This is a genomic window from Pseudarthrobacter sp. As-47, from assembly GCF_058215595.1.
This window is the reverse complement of sequence record NZ_CM177088.1, coordinates 4,031,109-4,050,564: the sequence shown is the minus strand read 5'-3', so window position 1 is coordinate 4,050,564 and position 19,456 is coordinate 4,031,109. Positions and strand designations below refer to the sequence as shown.

20 protein-coding genes are annotated in these 19,456 nt (G+C 66.3%); 12 read left to right on the top strand and 8 right to left on the bottom strand.

What is annotated here, in order from left to right:
- Window positions 1-159: 159 nt before the first annotated feature.
- The gene (locus AC4BCK_RS18785; protein ID WP_400513058.1) at window positions 160-795 is read right to left on the bottom strand and encodes a GNAT family N-acetyltransferase; all 636 of its coding nucleotides are present in this window, start codon (window positions 793-795) and stop codon (window positions 160-162) included.
- A 995-nt stretch (window positions 796-1,790) separates the two neighbouring features.
- On the opposite strand from AC4BCK_RS18785, the gene AC4BCK_RS18780 reads away from it, so the two are divergent.
- Both AC4BCK_RS18780 and AC4BCK_RS18775 read left to right on the top strand, forming a co-directional pair.
- Window positions 1,791-2,201: a four-helix bundle copper-binding protein gene (locus AC4BCK_RS18780; protein ID WP_174175256.1), complete on the top strand. Its 411-nt coding sequence runs from the start codon at window positions 1,791-1,793 to the stop codon at window positions 2,199-2,201.
- A 77-nt stretch (window positions 2,202-2,278) separates the two neighbouring features.
- Window positions 2,279-2,854: a DUF305 domain-containing protein gene (locus AC4BCK_RS18775; RefSeq protein ID WP_246255903.1), complete on the top strand. Its 576-nt coding sequence runs from the start codon at window positions 2,279-2,281 to the stop codon at window positions 2,852-2,854.
- 158 nt (window positions 2,855-3,012) lie between these two features.
- Here the strand turns inward: AC4BCK_RS18775 and AC4BCK_RS18770 are convergent, their stop codons facing one another.
- Window positions 3,013-4,536: a SulP family inorganic anion transporter gene (locus tag AC4BCK_RS18770; protein WP_174175254.1), complete on the bottom strand. Its 1,524-nt coding sequence runs from the start codon at window positions 4,534-4,536 to the stop codon at window positions 3,013-3,015.
- Window positions 4,537-4,717: 181 nt separating this feature from the next.
- Here AC4BCK_RS18770 and AC4BCK_RS18765 point away from each other — a divergent pair, with 181 nt between their 5' ends.
- Window positions 4,718-5,098 carry a MerR family transcriptional regulator gene (locus AC4BCK_RS18765; RefSeq protein WP_174175252.1) on the top strand — a complete coding sequence of 127 codons (381 nt, stop codon included), beginning with the start codon at window positions 4,718-4,720 and terminating at the stop codon, window positions 5,096-5,098.
- 747 nt (window positions 5,099-5,845) lie between these two features.
- On the opposite strand, the gene AC4BCK_RS18760 is transcribed toward AC4BCK_RS18765, so the two are convergent.
- Window positions 5,846-6,211 carry a peptidase inhibitor family I36 protein gene (locus AC4BCK_RS18760; protein WP_188812199.1) on the bottom strand — a complete coding sequence of 122 codons (366 nt, stop codon included), beginning with the start codon at window positions 6,209-6,211 and terminating at the stop codon, window positions 5,846-5,848.
- Between the two features lie 547 nt (window positions 6,212-6,758).
- Between AC4BCK_RS18760 and AC4BCK_RS18755 the strand changes: the two genes are divergently transcribed.
- The 3 genes from AC4BCK_RS18755 (at window position 6,759) to AC4BCK_RS18745 (ending at window position 8,996) form a co-directional block, all read left to right on the top strand.
- On the top strand, window positions 6,759-7,478 hold the full coding sequence (locus tag AC4BCK_RS18755; RefSeq protein ID WP_490566329.1) for a protein tyrosine phosphatase: 720 nt from the start codon (window positions 6,759-6,761) through the stop codon (window positions 7,476-7,478).
- A gap of 188 nt (window positions 7,479-7,666) precedes the next feature.
- A complete protein-coding gene (locus AC4BCK_RS18750) occupies window positions 7,667-8,245 on the top strand; it encodes an RNA polymerase sigma factor (RefSeq protein ID WP_400513066.1) in 579 nt (192 codons plus the stop codon).
- Window positions 8,238-8,996: a hypothetical protein gene (locus tag AC4BCK_RS18745; protein ID WP_400513067.1), complete on the top strand. Its 759-nt coding sequence runs from the start codon at window positions 8,238-8,240 to the stop codon at window positions 8,994-8,996. Before AC4BCK_RS18750 ends, AC4BCK_RS18745 begins: the two co-directional genes overlap by 8 nt.
- Window positions 8,997-9,039: 43 nt before the next feature.
- Here AC4BCK_RS18745 and AC4BCK_RS18740 read toward each other — a convergent pair whose 3' ends face one another.
- Entirely contained in the window at window positions 9,040-9,603 is a 564-nt protein-coding gene (locus tag AC4BCK_RS18740; RefSeq protein WP_400513070.1) for a COG4315 family predicted lipoprotein, read from the bottom strand.
- A gap of 178 nt (window positions 9,604-9,781) precedes the next feature.
- Between AC4BCK_RS18740 and AC4BCK_RS18735 the strand changes: the two genes are divergently transcribed.
- Together AC4BCK_RS18735 and AC4BCK_RS18730 are read left to right on the top strand one after the other, a co-directional pair.
- Window positions 9,782-10,282 (top strand): sigma-70 family RNA polymerase sigma factor, encoded by a 501-nt coding sequence (locus tag AC4BCK_RS18735; protein ID WP_104186485.1) that lies wholly within the window; start codon window positions 9,782-9,784, stop codon window positions 10,280-10,282.
- Entirely contained in the window at window positions 10,279-10,938 is a 660-nt protein-coding gene (locus tag AC4BCK_RS18730) for a zf-HC2 domain-containing protein (protein ID WP_400513072.1), read from the top strand. The genes AC4BCK_RS18735 and AC4BCK_RS18730 overlap by 4 nt, the downstream gene beginning before the upstream one ends.
- Window positions 10,939-10,957: 19 nt before the next feature.
- Here AC4BCK_RS18730 and AC4BCK_RS18725 read toward each other — a convergent pair whose 3' ends face one another.
- The gene (locus AC4BCK_RS18725) at window positions 10,958-11,806 is read right to left on the bottom strand and encodes a DUF1206 domain-containing protein (RefSeq protein WP_251420277.1); all 849 of its coding nucleotides are present in this window, start codon (window positions 11,804-11,806) and stop codon (window positions 10,958-10,960) included.
- 236 nt (window positions 11,807-12,042) lie between these two features.
- Here AC4BCK_RS18725 and AC4BCK_RS18720 point away from each other — a divergent pair, with 236 nt between their 5' ends.
- Together AC4BCK_RS18720 and AC4BCK_RS18715 are read left to right on the top strand one after the other, a co-directional pair.
- Window positions 12,043-13,626 (top strand): hypothetical protein, encoded by a 1,584-nt coding sequence (locus AC4BCK_RS18720; protein WP_364319233.1) that lies wholly within the window; start codon window positions 12,043-12,045, stop codon window positions 13,624-13,626.
- Window positions 13,627-13,629: 3 nt separating this feature from the next.
- A complete protein-coding gene (locus tag AC4BCK_RS18715; RefSeq protein WP_363957017.1) occupies window positions 13,630-14,076 on the top strand; it encodes a hypothetical protein in 447 nt (148 codons plus the stop codon).
- A 35-nt stretch (window positions 14,077-14,111) separates the two neighbouring features.
- Here AC4BCK_RS18715 and trmB read toward each other — a convergent pair whose 3' ends face one another.
- The gene (gene trmB, locus AC4BCK_RS18710; protein WP_174175221.1) at window positions 14,112-15,035 is read right to left on the bottom strand and encodes a tRNA (guanosine(46)-N7)-methyltransferase TrmB; all 924 of its coding nucleotides are present in this window, start codon (window positions 15,033-15,035) and stop codon (window positions 14,112-14,114) included.
- Between the two features lie 94 nt (window positions 15,036-15,129).
- Window positions 15,130-15,525: a hypothetical protein gene (locus tag AC4BCK_RS18705; protein ID WP_174175219.1), complete on the bottom strand. Its 396-nt coding sequence runs from the start codon at window positions 15,523-15,525 to the stop codon at window positions 15,130-15,132.
- A 91-nt stretch (window positions 15,526-15,616) separates the two neighbouring features.
- Here AC4BCK_RS18705 and AC4BCK_RS18700 point away from each other — a divergent pair, with 91 nt between their 5' ends.
- On the top strand, window positions 15,617-16,918 hold the full coding sequence (locus tag AC4BCK_RS18700; protein WP_400513074.1) for an MFS transporter: 1,302 nt from the start codon (window positions 15,617-15,619) through the stop codon (window positions 16,916-16,918).
- A gap of 8 nt (window positions 16,919-16,926) precedes the next feature.
- Window positions 16,927-18,315, top strand: coding sequence for an MFS transporter (locus tag AC4BCK_RS18695; RefSeq protein ID WP_400513076.1), 1,389 nt, complete (start codon window positions 16,927-16,929; stop codon window positions 18,313-18,315).
- 64 nt (window positions 18,316-18,379) lie between these two features.
- Here AC4BCK_RS18695 and AC4BCK_RS18690 read toward each other — a convergent pair whose 3' ends face one another.
- The gene (locus tag AC4BCK_RS18690; RefSeq protein WP_174175213.1) at window positions 18,380-19,144 is read right to left on the bottom strand and encodes a class I SAM-dependent methyltransferase; all 765 of its coding nucleotides are present in this window, start codon (window positions 19,142-19,144) and stop codon (window positions 18,380-18,382) included.
- Window positions 19,145-19,456 lie beyond the last annotated feature (312 nt).

Genomic DNA, 19,456 nt, shown 5'->3' with positions numbered 1-19,456 from the left:
CAGAAGCTGATTGCACAACTTCCCGCTGAATTCCGGGCTTTGTGAAGTCGGGTTGTGACCAGGGGCTGCCCACTACTCCTGTGCACAAGAGCTCCGTTGCTCTCCACTCGTGTTCACAATTCGCTACGTTGATTCACCCGCCGCCCGCGAAGGATCGGCTTACGGAGACGGGTTATAGCTGGAGCACGCCCGGCGGGCTGCTAAACGCTCATCGAGGACATTGCGTACATGGGGCCATTCCTCGCGCAGAACAGAGTAAACGGCCGTGTCTCGCCAACTGCCATCCGCACGCCGTTGCACATGTCTGAGCACTCCTTCTTCTTGGGCGCCGATCCGTTCTATCGCCGTCCGCGACCGAACGTTTAGTACGTCGGCCTGCAATCTGATCCGCTCAAATCCATGGGTGAAGGCCGTGCCCAGCAGGAGGCGCTTGGCGTCAGCGTTCACTCCGCTTCCCCAGACGTCCGGGGAATACGCCGTCCAGCCGATGTGCGCCGACTCGTTTTTCAGGTCGAAGTCGCCGAGCGTGGTGGTGCCAATAACCCGGTCATCCAATGAACGCAGACATACGGCGTACACGTTGCCTTGTTGCCAGGGCAGCCATTGCCTCAGAAACTCCGACCACTGCCCGAAGTCCTCGCGATATGCCCCCATGCCTCCTCCCCAGCCGCCGGCGAATATCTCGGGTTTTCCGATGGCTGTGAATAGGGCCGGGAGGTCATTCTCGATCAACTCGCGAAGAACGACGACGGCGCCTTCAAGGCGAGCCTGGGGATCGGGACGGGACGCAGCCATGCTTCTCATCATTCCAGCTGAGGATCCTCCAGCGAACAGAGCCCTGGACGATCAATGCCGGCAGTTGTGCAGAGGACTTCTGACATTTGTGCAATCAGCTTCTGAAATCGACAGTAGCCCAATTGCCTCATGAGGCTATTTTGACTCAAAAAGTCCGTCACGGACCTGCACTGAGACGTTTTGTGGTGAGACGTGTTTGCAAGACAACGGGGTGCCCGGCTTTCTCGGCCGGCCGATAACCCCTCCTTGGGTCCGGACCAGTGTCTTGGAAAGCTTTTGATTTACAAGACACTTGCGAGCGACCATCCAGCACTAGTAAGTATGCTGATCTTTTACTAGGGTGGAGAAGAGACATCGACCGGCGGGACCGGAGGGCTGACCGATTTCAGCAGCGGCATTTGACGGACATCGCATCACCACTCGGATGGTGTGCGTTGTGGCGGGTCTGTGGCTGGTGACCATTTTCACGTTCACCGTTTGCGCTGCGCTGTGTATGCCGATGGGGCACGCCGGCGCTGGTATGGCGGTGGGTCAGAGCGTTGCGGCACCTGTCCATCACGGCAGTGCCGCAGGGGTCGGACACGCCGCAGCGCAGCAGCACATGCCGCAGTCGGAGGCAGCCTGCTGTCTTGACCGTCACGATTCAGCCGCGGCGGTCGTTCCGGCCTCCCGGCTGCTGCCAGGCGATGCGGCGGCAGCAGCGGCCGAGGCTGAGGCGAAGGCTTTCCTTCCCGTCCGGCCTGTGCCCGCTGCAGGGTTTGATCCTGCCTTGGAGAAGTCTGCCCATCTCAGGCCGTCACTGGCGGCCCTGTCGATCAGCAGGACGTAAACCCGGCCGGCGCGGTGCCATGACCGCGCCCCATTCATCAGTGTCTTGACCTGGGCGGATCTGCCCGGTTCCGGGCCGTGTCACTCGCGGTCCTCCACACAAGCACAAAGCAGACGGGCCTGCAGAGGTTGAGGTCGGCTGCATCCTGAATGAGGAGAAGATTCACATGACGCATCACGTCACGACCATGCTCAACACCTACCCGAAAGACCTTGGCGGGGTGGACAAGGAAAAGCTCGCGGAGTGCATCGAAGCCTGTTTCGCGTGCGCACAAACCTGCACCGCCTGCGCGGACGCCTGCCTCGGCGAAGAGATGGTTGCCGACCTGACCACCTGCATCCGCACCAACCTGGATTGCGCGGACATCTGCGCGGCTACCGGCAATGTTCTGTCCCGGCGAACGGGATATGACGCCACCAGCACCCGCGCCATACTCGAAGCCTGCCGCGCCGCGTGCGCGGCGTGCGCCGGGGAATGCGAACAGCATGCCGGCATGCACGAGCACTGCCGGATATGCGCCGAAGCATGCCGCCGCTGCGAGACCGCATGCCAGGAGCTTCTGTCCTCACTGGCCTAGAAGCCCGAACTCACGTTTGGCGCACCTTCCCGCTCCTAAGGGGGCGGGAAGGGCTCACCACTTGAAAGGAGACTCCCATGAGTACAGCAGAACACCATCCCGGCAGCCACCCGGACAACGCCCAGGGGCATCAGCAACAGCAACCCAGGCAGCATCCCCACGAAGCTCACGACGATAAGGACAAGGGCGGCGGTCAGGCCTCGTCCAGGATGTATCTCAAATTCGGTGTCATCCTGCTGGTCAGTCTGGCCCTGATGTGGGTGTTGTCGATGTCCATGGTCCGGTCCATCGATCACTTCTACTTCAACCTGAGCAACTTCTGGATGGCGTTGCTGATGGTCTCAGCGATGGCGGTCGTCATGACCGTGGGCATGTGGTCGATGTTCCACAATAAGAAGGCCAATATCGCCATGCTCGTTGGTTTCTCCGTGCTGTTCGCCGCCGTCTTCGCCCTCGGCCGCACCGAAACCTTCGTCGGCAACGAGCAGTTCCTCAAATCCATGATCCCGCACCATTCCCGCGCACTTCTCGTATGCCAGGAATCAAAAATCACCGATCCCGAGATCATCAAACTCTGCGATTCCATCGTGAAATCCCAGCAGGAGGAGATCACGCAGATGCAGGCAATCCTTGACCGCTACGGTTCAGACTGAGCCTTCGCCACGGCATGGGGACCGGCCGCCGGTGGCTGCTGCTGCCCTTGGCCGTCGACGGGCCCGGCGCGAGCTGAGCACCGCAGGCCTCCATGCAAGCACAGGGCTTCCCTTCCATCCAGGAAGGGAAGCCCTGTGATGTTCCGGGCGGCACCGGGTCAGTGACCGGCACCGAGTTTCCCGCCGAGGCGTTCGCGCATGGCGGTGCTGGCCTGGTTGAGGCCGATGATTTTCACGTCCGTGCCGTGGTGGTGGTATTTCTCGGTGATGGCGTCCAGGGCTGCGATGGTGGAGGCGTCCCACAGGTGGGAGGCGTGCATGTCGATGACGACGTGGTTGGGGTCCAAAGCGTATTCGAACTGGGTGTAGAGGTCGTTGGAGGAAGCGAAGAACAGTTCGCCGTCCACCACGTAGGTGGCAGTTTCGTGGCCGCCGACGGTGGTGACGGTCCGCTCTACCGTGACAAGGTGCGCGACCCGGCGGGCAAACAGGACCATGGCCACCATGACTCCCACGCCGACGCCGATGGCCAGGTTATGGGTGGCGACGGTTCCGATGACCGTTGCTACCATGACCGCCGTTTCGCTCTTAGGCATCATCTTCAGCGTCCGGGGGTGGATGCTGTGCCAGTCGAACGTGGCGACGGACACGAAGATCATCACGGCCACCAGCGCCGCCATGGGGATCACAGAGACGATGCCGCCCAGGGCAACGACGAGGATCAGCAGGAACACGCCGGCGAGGAAGGTGGAGATCCGGGTGCGGGCGCCGGAGGCTTTGACGTTGATCATGGTCTGGCCGATCATCGCGCAGCCGCCCATCCCGCCGGTGAAACCTGTGACGATGTTGGCCACGCCCTGGCCCCACGCTTCCCGTGTCTTGTGGGAGCGGGTATCGGTGACGTCATCGACGAGCTTGGCGGTCATGAGGGACTCGAGCAGGCCCACGAAGGCCATGGCCAGGGAGAAGGGGAAGATGATCTGCAGCGTCTCGAGGCTGAACGGGACGTTCGGGATGAACAGGGTCGGCAGGGAATTCGGGAGTTCGCCCTTGTCGCCGACGGTGGGGACGGCGACGGCCGCGAAGACGGTGATCAGGGTCAGCACAATGATGGCCACCAGGGGCGCCGGGACTGCTTTGGTGAGTTTGGGCAGGCCGAAGACGATGGCCAGGCCGAGGGCCACGAGGGGGTAAACCAACCAGGGGACACCGAGGAGTTCGGGGACCTGGGACATGAAGATCAGGATGGCCAGCGCGTTGACGAAACCCACCATCACCGACCGGGGAATGAACCTCATCAGTTTCGCTACCCCGGACAGGCCCAGGATGATCTGGAAGATCCCGGCGAGAATCACGGCGGCGATGAAGTAGTCCACACCGTGGGACTTCACCAGCGGGGCAATGACCAGGGCGATCGCGCCCGTGGCGGCGGAGATCATGGCAGGGCGGCCGCCGACGAAGGCGATGGTGACGGCCATGGTGAAGGACGCGAAGAGTCCGATTCTTGGGTCGACGCCGGCGATGATCGAGAAGGCGATCGCTTCGGGGATCAGGGCCAGGGCGACGACAAGTCCGGCGAGGACCTCGGTTTTGAGCCGGCGCGGTGACATCAGGGTGCCACGCACGGATTGCAGCTGTTCAGGTGTGAACGCCGGGGGGTGTTCGGCTTGTGTGGTGGCCATTGCTGGCTCCGTTCATGGTGAGGAAGGCGCGCGGGTGCGGCTTCGTTTTTGCTAATGACTGTGGGGGCGCAGCGCCGCGCCGGGGAAGGTGGGGGAATTACGCTTGAAGGTCTCACCCCATACGAAAACTCTACCCTAACGTGATGGTAGAGTTTAAATCCGAAAGAGGACGGAGGCGCTGATGACAGCCAAGACCAGCAGCACCAACACCATGCACATCGGCGAACTGGCAGAGCGGACGGGCCTGTCCCTGCGGACCATCCGCCACTACGACGACGTCGGGCTTCTCCCTGCAACAGCGCGGACCGAGGGCGGGTTCCGGGTCTTCTCCGAGGAAGATTTCGAACGCCTCATGGTCATCAAGCAGATGAAGCCACTGGGTTTCTCGCTGGACGAGATGACCGAGATCCTTACACTGCTCGCCGGCCCGGAGGGCGCTGCCCCTGAACAGTCCGAGGTGCTGGCAGGGTTCCTGGACAGGGCAGTGCACCAGCGCGCCAAAATGGCCAGGAACCTGGCCCAGGCCGACGAATTCATAGAAAGACTAAGCCGGCTGCCGTGACCACCCAGCACCGCCGACCCGGCGAAGCCAAGGCAGCTCCCCAATAACCCAATGAGCCGCGGCACGCAACGGAAATGGGACGTCGCCGCAATGTTGTCAGAGGCTGCCTTAGCGGCACACGGCCAACGACTCATGTGCAATGGAACCCAGCGGACGCCACCCCGGGCTCTCATTCCGGGCAGCACGCCGCCGGACAACGCCGTGAAAAAGCCGCCATTTACCGCCAACAGTCACACGAAAAAGGCCGTTTGGGGCCGCTATTTTTGATCAGAACCCATTGCCGGTATCAAAGCTGGTCGAACAGGGGGAAAGAGGGTATTTGACCTGTTTTCAGTCAAGCGGGACCCCGGGACGCGGCTATGTGAGCCGGAACGTGATTGGTTATACCCGGGTCAGTACCCGGGGGCAGTCCCTGGATGCCCAGGTCGATGCGCTGGTCGCTGGCGGTGCTATCAAGGTCACCACCGCAACCGAACGCGAAGCCGGCGAACTGAACGGCGACATGTATGTGCTGGAGCCTTCCAAAGCACAGGGGGGACCCGACTGGGGCAACGTGCGGGGGTGGCCACGGCCGTCGGTGGCGTTCACAGCACTATTCCCGCTGTCGTCTTCAGAAGCTGACCGCACAGCAATGGGGTCAGCAGCTACTGAAATTGAAAGATCAGGGACTCTGTCTCGCGGAAACCTGGGCGTTTCCGCGAGACGGCTGCTTGAGCGCCCGGCCCCGATCAGGACACCGATATGTGATTAGTAGCGGGTGATTACGCTGATCCTGTTTGCAAAGTCCCCGAGGTATCCCAGCTTGGCGCCGGCCCCCATAGCCCACCCCTGCTGCCCGCCGATCTGCCGATGCACTCCCCACATCGAACCCGTACGGTTCCAAATGCTTTCGATGTTGTCGTCCATCCCTGTCGGGCCGATATTGTCGGAGAGGTCCGGATCGCCGACCTTGTACTGGGCGATCACTCCAGTGCCGTTCGGCCCGGTGAACGCACAGAAGTACCCAGCTTCACACCGGTCCCATCCTGTGGCGGCCTGCGCTGGCGTCGCTATACCCGCGAGGCCCACGAACGCTGCCGCGACCGTCACCAAACCAGCTTTAAAGACTCGCATATTTCCCCCTGTTTTCTCCCGATGCGCAACGTGACGCTCACGCCGCTGACCACCTCGTGTTCAGGTTAGCCGACCCCAGCCTCCCCGTTACGACGCCCGAGCATCTCGGCTTGTCATCCCCCTCGGGTCTTGCCCCGAAGCCAGCCAATCGCCTACCCCCAGGGACCCGATCTGGAAAAACCCATGACCTCACGCATCCGACTGATCACTACCGGTGACTGTGAAGCCCTGGCCGAACTACAAATACGCAACCGCGATTTCTGTCAACTTGGGATCCCGTTCGGAGGGATGACTACTTCACTTGGAGGGGTAGCGCGCGAACATCGAGGCAGTTCTGGCACGTCACAAGCGTGGCGAGGCCATGTCCAGGCGCCACGACGCGGTGTGAGCGGGCTCCAGCCTCCACGGTCAGCAGACCACCGATGCTGGCGCGCTGAAAAAGTTTCAGCGCCCCCGTAACCTTTCCGCCGTCCCCTGCGATGTAGGAGGTGATGGGCCCGCCCGACGGGCCCGAATCGAAAGTGTTGTCTAGGTTTTGGAGTTTTAAATGTCGTTGTTCACCGTCCTCGCCACCAGCAAAGTCGCTGCCGGAGTCCTGGCAGCCGGCACCATTGCCGTCGGCGGAACCGGCGCCGCAGCCGTTTCCGGCGTCCTCCCCGCCCAGGCGCAGCAGACCGCCCACGACCTCTTCGGCGCTCCCGCCCCGGAGCTCGCATCGGAAGCAGCCAGTGACGCGCGGGCCACCGCGGAAGCCACCGCCGAGACCGCTGCCGAGGCCGGCAACGAGACCGCAGCAGACGCCGACGCCGACGTTGCTGCCGACGCAGAGGCGTCAGCCGCAGCCGCAGCCGCAGCCGACGCCAAGGCCACCAACGAGAACGCCTCCGCCAACGCTTCCGCTTCTGCTGCCGCGGACACCGCCGTTGACGCAGCCGGCGCCGCAGCCTTCGGCCTGTGCACCGCCTTCACCAACGGCGGCCTGAACGCTTCCTCCGAGGGCTTCTCCTCCCTGGTGATCGCTGCGGAAGGCGAAGCGAACATCGAAACCTACTGCGCCGACGTCGTGACCGAAGCTGACGCAGCCGCCGAGGCCGGCGCCGCAGCAAACGGCTCTGCAGCCGTTGATGTTGAGCGCCCCGAGCTTCCGGCCGTCCCGGCAGTGCCTGCCGTTCCCGGCGTTGACGGTGAGCCCGCGGTGCCCGCCGTCCCCGCTGTTCCCGCCCAGGGCGGCAACGTAGTGGACACCCCCTCCGTTTCAGTCCGCTAAGGGCTGATCGCTAGTCTTTACTGCGGGAACCGGCCCCAGGCCTGTTCCCGCAGTACAGACAGCCCCGGCGGCCCGAACGCAACCACCCGTTCGAGGGCCCGCCGGGAGCACCTGCCGACAGGCAGCAGGAAACACAGGGGACAGGCTGTCCCTTCCGGAAACCGTACAGCCGCACCCCGCGTCCTGGGATGGAGGAGCCGCTGGTGCTCAGCACTTTGGCCCAAGAAGAGATCGACATATTCGAGAGCGCGGCCGGAACAGACCCGGCTGTGCTCTTCGGCGCTGCCTACCGGTCCTTCGCCGGCCCCGTGCAGGGATACCTCAAAGCCCGTGGCGTGGACGATCCGGAAGCAGTCACCCAGGACGTGTTCCTGGCGTTCTACCCTAAAATCAGCGAACTTACCGGGGGACTCCAGGGCGCCAAGTCCCTGCTCTTCTCCATTGCCCACGCACGGATGGTGGATTACTACCGCCGGCTGGAGCGCAGGCCCCAGCTCAGCCCGTACGATCCACACCAGGATGCCAGGACCACGCCGTCCGCGGAGGACCACGCGGTTGAACTCAACGGCGGGGCCGTGGCCCTGCTGGACGGACTCAGCGAGGAACACCAGGAAGTGCTGGCCCTCCGCGTGGTGGCCGATCTGTCCATCGAACAGGTTGCCCAAATTATGGGCAAAAGCCCCGGAGCCATCAAACAGCTCCAGCGCAGGGCCCTTCACAACCTCAAGGCACAAACGCTCCAGAGAAACCAGGCGAATCATGAGTGACACCGCAGGAACCCGCAGCGACGCCTTTGTCGACGAGCTGCTGCTTGAGGCAGGCATGGACGACGACGGCCGCCTCCGCCCTGCCCTGCTGGAGCTTCGTGCGCTCGCGGACATCGCGCCCGAGCCTTCCGCCGCGATTGCGGCGCTGATGGCCCCTGCCGGAGCGGCCGCACCCGCCGCACCAGGTCCCGCCGCCCCCCAAGAGTCACCGCGGGTTGACGAACTGGCCGCCCGCCGCAGGGCCAAGCGCCGGATTGCCCTCACCACCCTCTCCGTGGCGGTCTCGCTGGGTGCCGGTGGGGCTGTTGCCGCAGCCTCGGACCAGGGGATCCGTGACTCGCTCACGCAGCTGAACCACACCATCACGTCCTTCGTGACGGGTAGTGGCGCTTCCCCGGCCGGTCACCAGGGCGAACAGCCGGCCGCACCGCTGCCCACGGCACCCGCCGGAACCGCTCCAGCCGGAACCGCACCGGCCGGCACTGCGCCTGGCGGCCCCGCCTCGGTTCCCGGGGACCCCGCCGAAGCCACGCAACCGGCCGCCGCCCCGCCGTCGGACGGTGCAGTTGCGCCGGAGACGCCTGCCGGTCAGCCGGTAACCCCGGGCAAGCCCGGCGATGTCCCCGCGTCAGGAACTGTGCCCGAAAATGTGCCCGGGCACGTTGCCGACGGGCTGGACAAGGCGCCGGAAGTGCCGGTCCCGTCGCAGGTTCCGCTGCCCGGGAACCTTCCGTCCGTTCCGCTCCCGTGACGCCTGCGCACTGGACGGCAGGGCCGGGTACCGGAAGGCCGGCTCAGTAGCCGGATGCACCCATCCTGATCATTTCGCCGGACGGATCCGCCAGATACCAGACGCCGTTCACGCCATGGCCCAGGATGTCGCCGGGCTTCGTGTCCTTGGCGAAGTAGTACACCGGCAGTCCGTTCAGCGTCACCTGCCTCGCGCCGTCCGGCGTCGTGATGGTGCCGACGGTCCCGGTGACACCTTCCACCTGGGGCGTCTCAGCGGCGGTGGTGACCGGGGGCCACGCTGCCAGGCAGGCGTCCGTGCAGGCACTGGTCCCGGAGTCCTTCACGTCCTTCGTGAAGAAATACACGCTCATCCCGTTGGCGGCCACCACAATGTCCCCGGCGCTTGAGGAAGCCGTCTTAAGGTCGACGGCGGCACTTGCCGGCGGGGCGGACGTTGCGGACGGCGGGGTGACGGACGCGGCGGGGGCTGTTGCAGAGGCCGGCGGTGAACCTTCCGTGACGGCCGGGCTGGTGGTTGCCGGTGCCGTTCCCGTGCTGCCGCCGCAGGCAGCCAGTGCCGCGGAAAGGGCCAGGACGGCGAGTCCTGCGCCCACGTTGAGTTTCATGGCGTTGCTCCTTGCTGGTGGGCCCGGCGTCGGACCGCCGGACGCTAACCCTTACGACGTACCGGGGTGAACAATGGTTCACACAGACGGCCGCCGGCGGTTGAACCTTCCGGCCGCGGGCGGCGTCTTTACGGTGGTAAGCAGGAATGTGGTGCAGAAGCCCGGCAGGAGGGACGGCATGCCGCTGGATGAGGACGTGGTGGCGTCCATCTACCGCGACCACGGCGCAGCCCTGCGCCGCTTTGTGCTCAGCGCCTCCCACGACCCCCAGCTTGCCGAGGACGTGGTGCAGGAAACGGTGCTCCGCGTATGGCAGCACACCCCCGAGATCACGGGCAGCCTCCGCAGCTACCTGTACCGGACGGCCAGGAACATCATGATCGACAACTACCGCAGGGCCCGGCGCCGACCCGCCGAAACCCTGGAAAGCGGCCTGACAGAACCCGCCGCTGTTCCGGAGAGAGTGGACGAGCTGCTCAACCGCGTGCTGGTCGAGGAGGCGCTGCTGCGGCTGAGCAAGGAACACCGGGACGTCCTGGTGGCGCTGCACTACCGCAGGTTCACCGTGAACGAGGCCGCCGTCCAGCTCAACATCCCCAGCGGCACCGTCAAATCCCGCGCCTACTACGCCGTGCGGGCGCTGCGGACCATCCTGGACGAGATGGGGGTGGAACGGTGAACAGCGCCGAAACCCACCACCTGCTCGGCGCCTACCTGCTGGGCGGACTCGACGCGGCGGACCTGCAGGCCTTTGAGACCCACTTGCAGGAGTGCGGACAATGCCGGAAGGAGCTTGCCGGCATGGAGAAGGTTCCCATGATGCTGGACGCCCTTCCGGTGCCGGACGCTGTTGCGCTGACGGTGGCACCGGGAGCGGCGGACCCGCTGCCCTCCTCTGATCCCGCGCCGCTGCTGCGTAAGCTGGCCCGCCGCCGTCGGACATTACGACGGCGGTGGACCGCGCTGGCGGGCGCGGCCGCCGCCGCGTGCCTGGCACTGGGCTTGGCCGCGGGTCCGCTCCTGGCCCGGCCGCCGCAGCCGGACGCCACCTACTCGGTGCAGTCTGCCGGCGGCCTCCAGTTCAGCATCGACCTCGCCCGGAAGACCTGGGGAACCGAGCTGGCCGTGAACGGAAGCAGCCTGCCGCAGGACGGGACGCTGTCTCTGTGGGTCCGCGACCGGACGGGCGGCGAGGACCGTGCCTGCGCCTGGACGGCCACTCCCAGCGGCAGGGTCAGGATCACGGGGGCCACGCCCGTCCAGCTGGGGAGCATCTCCAGCGTGGAACTGCGGGACGGCACGCAGCGCGCCGTGGCCGTGGTGACCGTCCCCTGATTCTCCTGGCGCTACCGGTTTAGCGGTTCATTTTGGCCAGCTTGGCCCGCACCATCATGAACACGCCGTAACAGATCAGTCCGGCACCCACCGCGGCCAGGAGGTAGATGCCGAAGGGCTGGTCGCGCAGTGCCCGCAGCCCGCCGTCGAGCCCGGTTGAGTCCTCCGGGTGCGCCTGCAGGGTGGCGATGGCGATCAGCAGGCCCGTCAGCAGCAGCACCGTTCCCTTGGCCACGTACCCGGTGACGCCGAGGACGGTCACAGCGGTCCGCGCCGAGGGGGATGCGGGCATGACCAGGTGTTTCTCGAAGGACTTCTTCACCCCGCGGATGCCGTACACCACCCCGGTCACCGCGATGCCCACACCGAGGAGGACCAGCAGGGCCACGCCGCCGGGAGCCTTCATGACCGCAATGGTCAGGTCGCTGGCGGTCTTCTGGTTGTCCCCGCCGGAGCCCGTTCCCGTGGCAAAGGACATCAGGGTCAGGGCGAGCCCGGCGAACACCAGCGCCTGGGCGCCTGCCTTGGCCTTCTTTCCGGCCTTTTCCTTGGTGGGCAGGTGGTTGTAGTCGAAAATGGCATCGCTGACCTGCCACAGCGCCAGTGCAGCGCACGCCGCGAAACTTGCCCAGAGGAGGAACGGCCCGGCCGGCTGGGTGGCAAGCTCCGCCACCGCGCCGCTGAAGTCCGCGTTCCCGGTACCGCCAAACGCCAGCCGGATGGCGATTGCCCCCACCAGCAGGTGCAGGATCCCGCTGGCCGCAAACCCGGCCCTGGCCAGCAGTTCCAGCGTCCGCGAATTGGTGACATTCTCCGCCGCGTCGGCGGCCTGCTTCAGTTCTCTTTTGATGGCGGTTCCTTTGTGCACGTGCTCGTCCGGTGTGCGCCCCTGCACACTAGGGCAATCGTGCCACGCCCGGACGGTACTGGAACAGTGGCCGCCCCTGTGGCCTGGCCGCGGCGGTTGCGCCCATGCCAGGCCGCGCCCGGTTGCCTATGGCACGGGGCGATGGGGAGGGATGCCCATCGCCCCGCCGTGGCAGCCGTGCAACGATATGGACCAGCGATTAAACACGCACCGCGAACTTCTCCCGGGGGAACACCATGACTTTTTACGGCGCTGACGTCAGCCAGCTGCGGGCCCTGGCCAAGGCCGCCGACAGGGCGGCGTCATCGCTGAGCACCCAGGCAAGCTCACTGCACAGCCAGATCCAGTCGGCGCCGTGGAAGGGCAGCGACGGTGACCGGTTCCGGCAGGAGTGGAGCGGAAACCACCGCCCAGGCCTGGAAAAGGTGGTGTCCAGCCTGCGGGAGAACTCCAGGATCCTGCTGCAGCATGCCGAGGAACAGGAGAAATCATCGTCATCGTCCCCGGCCGGGACCGGCGGGAACAGTGCCTGGGACCGGATCACGTCACTGGCTGACCAGGCGCGGGACTGGCTGCGGGAACAGGCAGCCGCCGCAGCAGCAGCCGCTGGACACCGCCGGGAGCTGCAGTCGGACCTGGAGCGCATGCTGGAGGCAAGCCCGGAAGAGCAGGCCGCCTGGTGGGACAGCCTGTCCGCAGCTGACCGGCAGTACCTGATCGAAGGCGGCAATGACGCCGGCCCGTTTGCCCGGGACCTCATGCGCATGGACGGCGGGATCCCCGCCTCCGTGCAGGAGCAGGCCAGGCAGCACCTCCAGGAGCTGGCCAAGGCGGACATCCCCGTCTACTCCGAGACCGGCACGGCTTCCATTGAAGCCCGCGTCGCCTGGGTCCACGGCGGCGCGGAAGTGGGCACCGAGGTGGTGGAGAACGCTGACGGCTCCGCCACCATGAAGGTGTACGGGAACATGGGCCTGGGGGTGAATGACACCACCGGCGCTGCGGGAGTCACGCTCAGCGGCGAGGTTTCGCGCGAGTACACGTTCGGAAGCGTGGAGGAGGCCATGGAGGCCCGGGAACAGATGTACCGGGACCTGCCGCCGGACAGCGTGGGCGAGATCAAGGATGTGGCCGGCAACCCGCCGGGCTACATCCTGGACACCATCAACGAGGCCGCGGGCGACAACGGCTCCACAGGCCAGACGGACAAGGCGAAGGGAACCCTGTCCCTTGAAGCAGAGGGGGAGGCAGGCGCCGGCTCCGGCTCCGCGAAGCTGGACCTGGCCTACGAACGGAACCTCACGGACGGGACCGCGACGGCGGGCGGCGAGGTCTCTGCGCAGGGCAAGCTCAACCTGGACGGCCGGGTGTTCGAAGCGTCCGGCAAGGGCGGCCTGCAGGTCAGCCTGGACAAGGACAGCAACATCGATTCGGTGACGGTGTCAATGGACGGAACTGTAGCGCAGGGCGTCACGGCAGGCACGGACGTCAAGGCGGCCAAGGTGGAATCATCCGTCAGCGTGGGCAGCCAGGGCACCGTGAAGATCAACGTCGACTACACCCCGGAGAACAGGGACGTCATCGACAGCTATCTGCGGAACGTCGCCCTGGGCAACGACTACGGCGCGGCCCGGGACGCGGCGAAGCTCTACGAGGCCGGGTCTGCCACCGTCCAGGTCAACAGTGTTGTCACCGCCTCCCACGAGGCGGGACTTGACGTGAAGGTGGGCGAGGTGGAGGTCAAGACCGAACACCAGGCCACCACCAACGTGTCCACGTACTATAAGGTGCCCAACGACACCAAGCTCGAGAGGCTGTGACCCATGTCAGTGCACATCGAATCCCCGCTGGGGTTCACCGCAGAATTTCCCGAGCACACCCAGGTCCTGGAAGATTCCACCGCCGGGCCCAACACAGAGCAGTACGGACTCCTGGGCGACGTCCTGGTGACCGTCATCAAGGACGATGCCTCCGTGCAGGGTGCCCCGCAGGCGAACGGGTGGGCGCACCTGATGTCCGAGTTCTACCGGGAAGAACGGGATGGTTCCCTCCTGGCCGAGGGCGAACTGAACCTTCCGGGGAAAGCTGCGTACGCCGTGGTGGTGGGTTACAACGACGCCGGGGGTTCGGCGAAGGTTGCAGCGACAGTGGGCGTCTGGGAGAACGGGCGGTTCATCGGAGTGGTGGTCATCTGGCCCTCTACGGACCCGTCCATTGAACCGAGGCTCGGGATGCTGAAGGAGATTGTGGCCGCCATCAGCGTGGCCTGACCCGGTCGCTGGCCGCTCCCTGTCCCCAGCGCTGGTCAGCGCCGGCGGTAGCAGAGGTCGAAGATCAGCCGCCCGGCCTCGTGGGCTTTTGCCTCGAAGCTGGTCCGGATCCTTCCTTCGAAGCGGGGTGCCCAGCCGCCCGTTTCGTCGATGCCTTCGTTGGGTCCGGTGTGCGCAGTGCTGACGGGAGCCCGGCCTTCCCTGACCGGGGCCCCGCCCACCACGGACTCGACGCCGGACTGCCATACCTGCGTCAGGGGGCTTTCCGGCCCGCGGCGCTCGCCGGTGTGGAGGTTTTCGAAGTCTTTGGAGTCCGCCAGGACGTCGCGGACGTGGACGGCGTAGTTCGACCAGTCGGTGGCAATGCGCCACAGCCCGCCCGGTTTCAGCGCCCTCGCCGCAAGGTCCGCGAACTCGGGCTGGATGAGGCGGCGCTTGTGGTGCCGGGACTTGTGCCAGGGGTCGGGGAAAAAGACCCAGAGCTCACTGACGGATCCGGGCGGGAGCATGGTGGCCAGAACCTCCGGGGCATTGGCCTCAACCACCCGGACGTTGCTGAGTCCGCGGCTGTTGATCTTTATGATGGTGTTGGCCAGGCCCGGGGTGTAGACCTCCACCGCCAGGAAATCCGTGTCCGGGTTCTGTTCGGCGGCATGGCACACGGCATCGCCCAGGCCGGAGCCGATTTCCACAATCAGGGGAGCCGTTCGGCCAAACTCCGCTTCGGCGTCGAAGGTGTAATCCGGGTGGACGGAGGTGTTGGCAACGTGCCGCGGGACGTCCACAGCCCACCGTTCCGCATGCTCCTCCCAGGCCGCCTGCCGCCGGCCCTGCAGGCGCGTGCCGCGGCGGACAAAGCTCACCGGCCGTCCGCCATACGTGCCGAAGGAAGCCTGTGTTCCGGGCGTGACGGGCCTCGGAACATGCGGCTGCTGGGGGTTTTCTGGGGATTCGCTCATCCCTTCCAGAATAGCGGCGGGCAGGCGCGGATGAATAAAAGCAGCAGGAGGCCATGCGTGGACGCCGTACGTGATTCCGGAGCGGGTGGATGCTTCAGAAATAGCGCATTCCGTGCATGAAACGCAGAGTGACGAAGAAACCGACAATCGAAACAATGCCGGAAATCCACAACGACTTCACCGCCAGGCGCCCGTTTTCGGACTCGGGCCCAAACTTCCTGATGGTGGAAAGGGCCAGGGAGACGGAGAGGACCCCAATGGGCATGGGAAGGCTCCAGAAGATTAAGGGGGCCAGCCAAGACGACAAAGTGTGCCGTCCGGAATCAGCGGCTCCCATGAGTGCGATGAGCGCGACGGGGAAGGTGAGATAGATGCTTGCCGGGGCTATCACTGCAAGCATCAGGCTGGACGTGGCAGAACGGGTGATCCCGGGTGGAGGCGCTGAATCTGGAATCGGAGTGCTTGGGCCGGGTGGGCGGGTATTGCTCATGTCTTCCAAGGTATGGTCCGGATCCGCGGGGCGGGAGGCGCCCAGGTTCTATGTGGATAACCGGGGAAACAAGTCCTGCAAGAATGGGCGGGTGAGGGAAGCGACGAACGCCGGGGCAAGGAAGCAGCGGACTGATGAACCTGCGGCGAGTGAGCCGGCAGGCATCCTGGTGGATGCCGAGGTTGATGAGTCGCCCGTACCCGGGCCCACCCACGTTGGGAGCCGCCGGCAGCTCGCCTACCTGGGGCTCTGCCTGGTCCTGATAGGACTGAACCTGCGCACAGTCTTCTCCAGCTTCTCGGCGGTCCTGCCTGAGGTGACGGCCCAGGCCGCACTCCCCGGCTGGGCCGTGGTGGTGCTGACCACGGTGCCCGTCACCCTGCTGGGAGTGTTCGCGCCGCTTGCCCCGGTCCTCGCCAGGCGGTTCGGCGCTGAGCGGGTGCTCCTCGGCGCCATGGCCGTCCTCACGGCCGGGCTGCTGCTCCGCCCCGTTGAGCTGCCGGGAGCCAGCCACCTGCCCGGGCTGCTCGCCGGGACAGCCGCATGCGGAGCCGCCATCGCCCTGTGCAACGTCCTGCTGCCCGGGCTGGTCAAGCGGGACTTCCCGCACCGGCTGGGCTTGATGGGAGGGCTCTACACCACGGCCATCTGCGCCTCGGCGGCACTCGGGGCGGGCTTCACCTACCCGGTGTACACGGCCTCGGGGGAGTGGACCCTGGCGCTGTGGTTCTGGGCCGCGCCTGCCGCCGTCGTACTTTTGCTCTTGCTGCCGGTGGCACTCCGCCAGCCCCGCATCCGGCACCAGGCTGTCAGGGACGGCGTCAACGTGTGGCGCTCCGCGGTGGCCTGGCAAGTGACCATCTTCATGGTGCTGCAGGCCATGATGTCCTTCAGCGTCTTTGCCTGGCTGGCCCCGATCCTGCGGGAACGGGGCGTGGACGGAGCCACGGCCGGGCTGATCGTCTCCGTGTGCATCGTGCTGCAGATGCTCGGCTCACTGTTTGCCCCGGCGCTCGCAGCCAGGTTCCGGGACCAGCGTGCCATCAACACCGTGGTCGCCCTGATGACCGGCGGCGGCTTCGCCCTGAGCATCTTCGGTCCCCTTGACCTGGTCTGGGTGTGGGCGGGGCTGCTGGGCCTTGGCCAGGGAAGCCTCACCGCCGTCGCACTCACCATGATCATGCTCCGCACCCGCGACGGGCACACTGCGGCGCACCTGTCCGGCATGATGCAGGGCGTGGGCTACGGGCTGGGCTCCACCGGGACGCTGATGGTGGGCCAGCTGCATCAGGCCACCGGGTCCTTCACCGCTGCCGGAGTCCTGTTCCTGGTGGTCGGCCTGCTGGCCGCGGTCTTCGGGTACCGCGCCGGCCGCAACAGGTACGTCAGCTGAGGGACAAGGTGCAGGATTCCGTGGTTCCAGCCACCCGTCCGGCGTCGGGAATCCTTGCCGGCCCGTACCTCTGGGTGACCGTGGGCACGTGCGCCCTGGTGTTCCTGGCAGCGTTTGAATCCCTTGCCGTCACCACCATCATGCCCCTCGTCAGCCGCGAACTCGACGGCGCGGCCCTCTACGCCCTCGCCTTCGCCGGTCCGCTGGCCACCGGGGTGATCGGCATGGTTGCCGCCGGAAACTGGTCCGACCGGCGCGGACCCACGGCCCCGCTCTACACCTCCGTCGCGTTGTTTGTGCTGGGACTGCTGATCGCGGGAACCGCTGCATCGATGCCGGCGCTCGTGGCAGGCCGCCTGGTGCAGGGCCTCGGCGGGGGAGCCCTGACCGTCTCGCTGTACGTGCTGGTGGCCCGCATCTACCCCGGCGCGCTGCACCCAAAGATCTTCGCGGCGTTCTCCGCAGCGTGGGTGATTCCGTCGCTCGTGGGCCCGTTCGCGGCCGGCGTCGTGGCGCAGGTCTTCAGCTGGCACTGGGTGTTCCTGGGCGTGGTGGGACTGGTGATCCCGGCGCTGCTGATGATCGCTCCCGTTCTCAAAAGGCTGGACAGCAAACCCGCCGGGCAGCCCGCCACGCCGTGGGCGATGGGCCGGCTGGCGTGGGCAGCGCTGGCCGCCGCCGCGGTGCTCGGGCTCAACCTGTCCGCCCAGGTGCGCGTTCCCGGCATCCCCGCAGCCGCAGGCGGCCTGGCCGTCTTCGCTGTAGTTGTGGCGCTGCTGGCAGTCCGGCCGCTGGTTCCCCGGGGCACCCTCACTGCCCGGCGCGGCCTGCCCAGCGTCATCCTTACCCGCGGGCTCGCCTCCGCCGGGTTCTTCGGCGCGGAGGTCTACCTGCCCTACCTGCTGATCGAGCAGTACGCCTTCCCACCCACCCTCGCGGGCCTGACCCTCACCGCCGGGGCACTGTCCTGGGCAGGCGCCTCAGCCGTCCAGGGGAGGCTGGGTGCCAGACTGCCGCACCGCCGCGCCGTGGGCATCGGGGCGCTGATGGTCCTCGGAGCGGTGGTCCTGGCCCTGGCAACGGCAGCGCTCAATTGGCCGGCCGGAGTCGCCATAGCAGGCTGGATCTCCGCCGGCGGCGGCATGGGGCTGCTGTATCCGCGGCTCAGCGTGATGACCCTGGCACTGTCCACCAAGGAGAACGAGGGCTTCAACAGCTCCGCCATGTCCATTGCGGATTCCCTGGGCGGGGCGCTGGCGCTCGCCACCACGGGCATTGTCTTCGCGGCGTTTACGACGACGGCGGGTTCCTTCGCCGGGGTCTTTGGCCTTGCCGCCGTGCTTGCCGCCGCCGCAGCCGCCGTGGCGCCCCGGGTCGCCGCCGCCAAAACCCCCTGAGTTTTTGTCAAGGCAGGGGTGAGGCCTCGGAAGCCTGCATGTCCGGACAAAACTCCATCGGGGGTCAGGGGAGCCGGGTTGCGCGCACCACGACGTCGGCGATGGTTGCCTGCTGGCCCTCCGGCCCCGTCACCGGCCGCTCCCGGCTGGTCTGGACCTCCAGCTGCCACCCTGGTCCGGCAAGTCCCAGTTCCTGGACCAGCTCATCGCCGGTGTAGAACATTCCCCGGTGGTGGTGCCCGGCACCGCCCCACGGCGGCAGCCGGTCCGGGTGGTGGCCCACCACCAGCAGCGTGCCGCCGGGCTTGACCGCTGACGCGGCCGTGCGCAGCGGCCCCTGCCAGGCGAGCTCCTGGGAATGCAGGAACTGCGCTGTCACCAGGTCGAAGGACGCCCCGGGCTGCCACTGCTCCAGGTCCGCCTGCTGCCAGGTGATCCGGCTCGCGATGGCGCCATCCGCGGCATGGACGCTTTCCCGGGCGAGTGCCGCCTTCTCGTGCGAGCGGGCCCGGTCCAGCGCCACCGCGGAAACGTCGACGGCGGTGACGGTCCAGCCCTGCTGGGCGAGCCAGATGGCATCCGCGCCCTCACCGCAGCCCAGGTCCAGTGCCTTTCCCGGCCGCAGGCCCCCGGCTTCCCGGACCAGTTGCGGGTTGGGTTTGCCGCTCCACATCTGGGGTTTGCTCCGGTACCGCTCATCCCAGGTGGCAGCTGCGTCCGCTGGGCCGCCTATCGCCGCGCCCCCGGCAAGCGTGCCGCCGGAAAGGCCGGCGCCGCCGTCGTGCGGGTGATGCTGCGTGTCATGCTGGTGGGCCGCGTTTTCGCTCATGCCCCAAGCCTGCCCCGCGCCGCCATTCAAGGCAACGGGGAGGGACTGGGGAAACCTGCCGGCGGCGGGATGCTAGACTGGTGGAACTTGATGTGCAGTGATGCCCAGGTTTTCCTGTTCGGAGGTATACCTCCAGCCAGGGACTGGGCTTTTTTCATGTGAGAGGCACATCCTGCGTCGATGAACGCGTTCCATTTGGTCCCGGCTGACTGCCAAAATTTGCAGCGGCCCGGTTGATCACCTGACTTTTCTTCGGCGAACCCCTGGTCCAACCGGCATCGGGGGCCGATATCCGCCTGGATACCGCCTGAA